Genomic DNA, 2,775 nt, shown 5'->3' on the forward strand with positions numbered 1-2,775 from the left:
ACTGCTGTGTATATCTTGGCGGCACGTGCTTTCTCTTTCCGGTTACCTGCAACCCTACGCGGGTCGCTGTCCGGAAGATCAAGGGCACCTCAGTGCTCCGGGTGGTCCGTCGACCGCCGCGAACCCGTGCAGGCGGCGATTCCATCCGGGGTCGTCGTCGGGCAGGGGCAGTGGGTGCAGCACCATGGATGGCCTCCTGGAAGTCGAGGGCGCTCGTCGCGGGCCCTTACGCAGACGGGTCGTGCGGGATCGGTTCGAAGACGGGGTTCGAGGCGAAGATGTCGCGGAGGAAGCCGCGTACGGGGTCTCCCTCGTCGCGGTTGCGGGGGAAGGCGCCGGGCGCCGCCAGCCACTGCGGAGCCGCAACGGTGGGGACGTCGGGGAGCACGGTGAGCAGGTGGGTCTCGAACGCGGCGACGATCACCTGGGGCTCGGTGTGCTCGGGGTCGGGTGGCGGTTTTGGGAAGACGAGTCCGAGGTCGGTGTCGGAGGGGTGGGGCAGGAAGGCGAGGGTGTCCTCGCCGTCGGCCGGGCGGAACAGGGTCCAGGCGCGTGTGGGGGTATCGCTCGCGCCGGCGAGGGGCACTGTGGCGGAGTGGAACAGACGCCAGCCCACCCGTTCCAGTGCGTAACGAACCAGGTCGCGGGCGGTCAAAGCCGTGACAACGGCCAGGCCGAAGGGGTCGGCGCCCACGATCTCGGCGGTCGGGTCCGAACCCGTGCGCACGTTCACGCATGCTCCGAGCGTGGGATAGACCAGGGTCGTGACCCGGGAGGTTCGAGCGACATGGACGGCCACGCCCGCGGTCTCGCTGATGTCGGGACCGTGCTCGGCCACGGCCCGTGCCGTCTCGGCCTGGTGGTCCGGATCCAGACGTACGTCGATCATCAGGCAGGACCGGGGTTGGACGGTGGGTTGCCACCATCGACCCAGGACGGCGTCCAGGTGGATGACGGTGGACCAGTGGGTCGCGACCACGAGTACGCACGCGTCGGCGGTGCCGGTGAGGAGGCGAGGCACGCGGTTTCCTCCGATCGGGGGCATGGCCGCGCCGACTGCAAGGGGGCGCGGCGCTGCGGCGGGTCCGGGCGACGGACGCGGTGACGGTGGCGATGTCGGCGGGCCGGCCGATGCTCTTCCGTCGAAGGGGTCGGTCCCTGCGGGGCTGGGGTGTCACGCCGATCCGCGTTCCGGCCGTAGGTACAGCGCCAGCGCGATTGCGGCTCGACGCAGGGGATTGGCCGGGCGTCCGCACCACAGACGCGGATGCAGCAGCATCGCGTGTCCGGGCGGGACACAGACGTACCGGACGGCGTCGTCGATCCCCCTGCCGCGGGGGAGTTTGAAGGTGTCGCGGTGGCTGGCGGGGACGAGGGTGATGCCGCCGTCGCTGGGGTGCAGGGCGACAATCGGCTCCATGCCCACGATCACGGTCACGACCGGGTCGCGATCTTCGGGAGGCTGCGGTGGGCGGGGGCCGGATCCGGGCGCATAGTGGTGCAGAACCGCGCCGAGGGGGGTGGCGCGGGCCGTCCCCGTCGCCCGGGCGACTGCGGCCTGTACGCGGGGATCGCGCAGAAAGGGTTCGAGCGAGACGTGGCCTTGGTGGCTGATCGTGTCCTCGACGCCCCACGACGCGCGCATCTCCTCCATGAGTGCGGCGCGTTCGCGCAGGGGCAGGAGTTCACCGGGACCGAAGAGAGATCCCAAGGCCGCGTAGCCGAAGGTGTCGTACGCGGCTCGGACGTCGACGGCCGCGATCATCGGCCCGCCCCGTGGTAAGTGAGGACGAGGGACATGGCGTACGCCCGAGTCGGGTTCGCGGATTCTCCGGCGTACAGGCGTGGGTGGACCGCGAGTCCGGTCCCGTTCCACGTGCCGCAGCCGATCGTGGGTTCGTGCAGGCGCAGCCGGCGCCGCCACCACAGACGGCTCCGGCTGCTGCGGTGGCTGCCTGCCTCGACGCGCAGGACACCGTCCGCCGGTTGCAGAGGCACCCACAGATGGACATGTTCGTCTGCGGTCGCCGGATCGGGCTCTCGTCCGCTCAGCGGGGCGGTGAGGGTGCCGGGACTGTTGGGCGGAAGGCACACGAGGCAGGCGCCCACGGGTTCCGCCCGATGCGCGCCCAGACACGAGGCGGCGATGGCGGCGAGCGCGGTGTCGTGCAACAGGAATCGGACGGGCACGGATACGTGGTCCGCGCGGTGGATCCGTCGGGGCCTCAGAGTGACGTCGACCAGGAGACGGGGCATCTCCACCCTGGCGGACAGGAGTTCGTGAAGTGTCGCAGCCTCGACGGCGAGGGCGTCGATCACGCTGGGATCCACGACGGCCCCGAGTCGGGCGTAGCCGTCACGGTGGTAGTCGACGCCTCCGCGCCGGGTGCTTGCGGTCATCGAGCGTCTCCTCGACGTGACTCGATCCTGCACGGGAAGGGATGCTGTGATCGGGCTGCGGCGACGCACGGGTCAAGGCCGAACGGCGCACGCGCGAGCGAGGGCTTGGGCCAGCGCCGTGGCGGGTGGCGTTGCGCAGGCCAGGGCGTGCGCGATGCCCTCGACGACACCGAGGGCATCGGTGGCGCGTTCGGCGAGGCCCGCTTGCGCCGGGGTGAGGATCGGTACGTCGGGGGGCAGCGCCAGGTGACCGGCCAACGTGGTGAGCATGTCCATCGCCCTGAGGTGCCCTTGATCTTCCGGACAGCGACCCGCGTAGGGTTGCAGGTAACCGGAAAGAGAAAGCACGTGCCGCCAAGATATACACAGCAGTTC

General features: G+C 70.5%; 4 protein-coding genes. All 4 read right to left on the reverse strand.

Annotated features, from left to right (window positions below; all coding sequences use genetic code 11):
• Positions 1-226 precede the first annotated feature (226 nt).
• Positions 227-1,021: a hypothetical protein gene (locus ACZ4FV_RS51930; protein ID WP_465328426.1), complete on the reverse strand. Its 795-nt coding sequence runs from the start codon at positions 1,019-1,021 to the stop codon at positions 227-229.
• A 153-nt stretch (positions 1,022-1,174) separates the two neighbouring features.
• Complete coding sequence (locus tag ACZ4FV_RS51935; RefSeq protein WP_465328428.1) at positions 1,175-1,765, reverse strand: phytanoyl-CoA dioxygenase family protein; 591 nt, start codon at positions 1,763-1,765, stop codon at positions 1,175-1,177.
• Positions 1,762-2,400, reverse strand: a complete 639-nt coding sequence (locus tag ACZ4FV_RS51940; protein ID WP_465328430.1) for a phytanoyl-CoA dioxygenase family protein — start codon at positions 2,398-2,400, stop codon at positions 1,762-1,764. Before ACZ4FV_RS51940 ends, ACZ4FV_RS51935 begins: the two co-directional genes overlap by 4 nt.
• Positions 2,401-2,472: 72 nt before the next feature.
• The coding region (locus tag ACZ4FV_RS51945; protein ID WP_465328432.1) for a hypothetical protein at positions 2,473-2,775 on the reverse strand (303 nt) is incomplete at its 5' end.

The organism is Embleya sp. NPDC025285, from assembly GCF_055558835.1.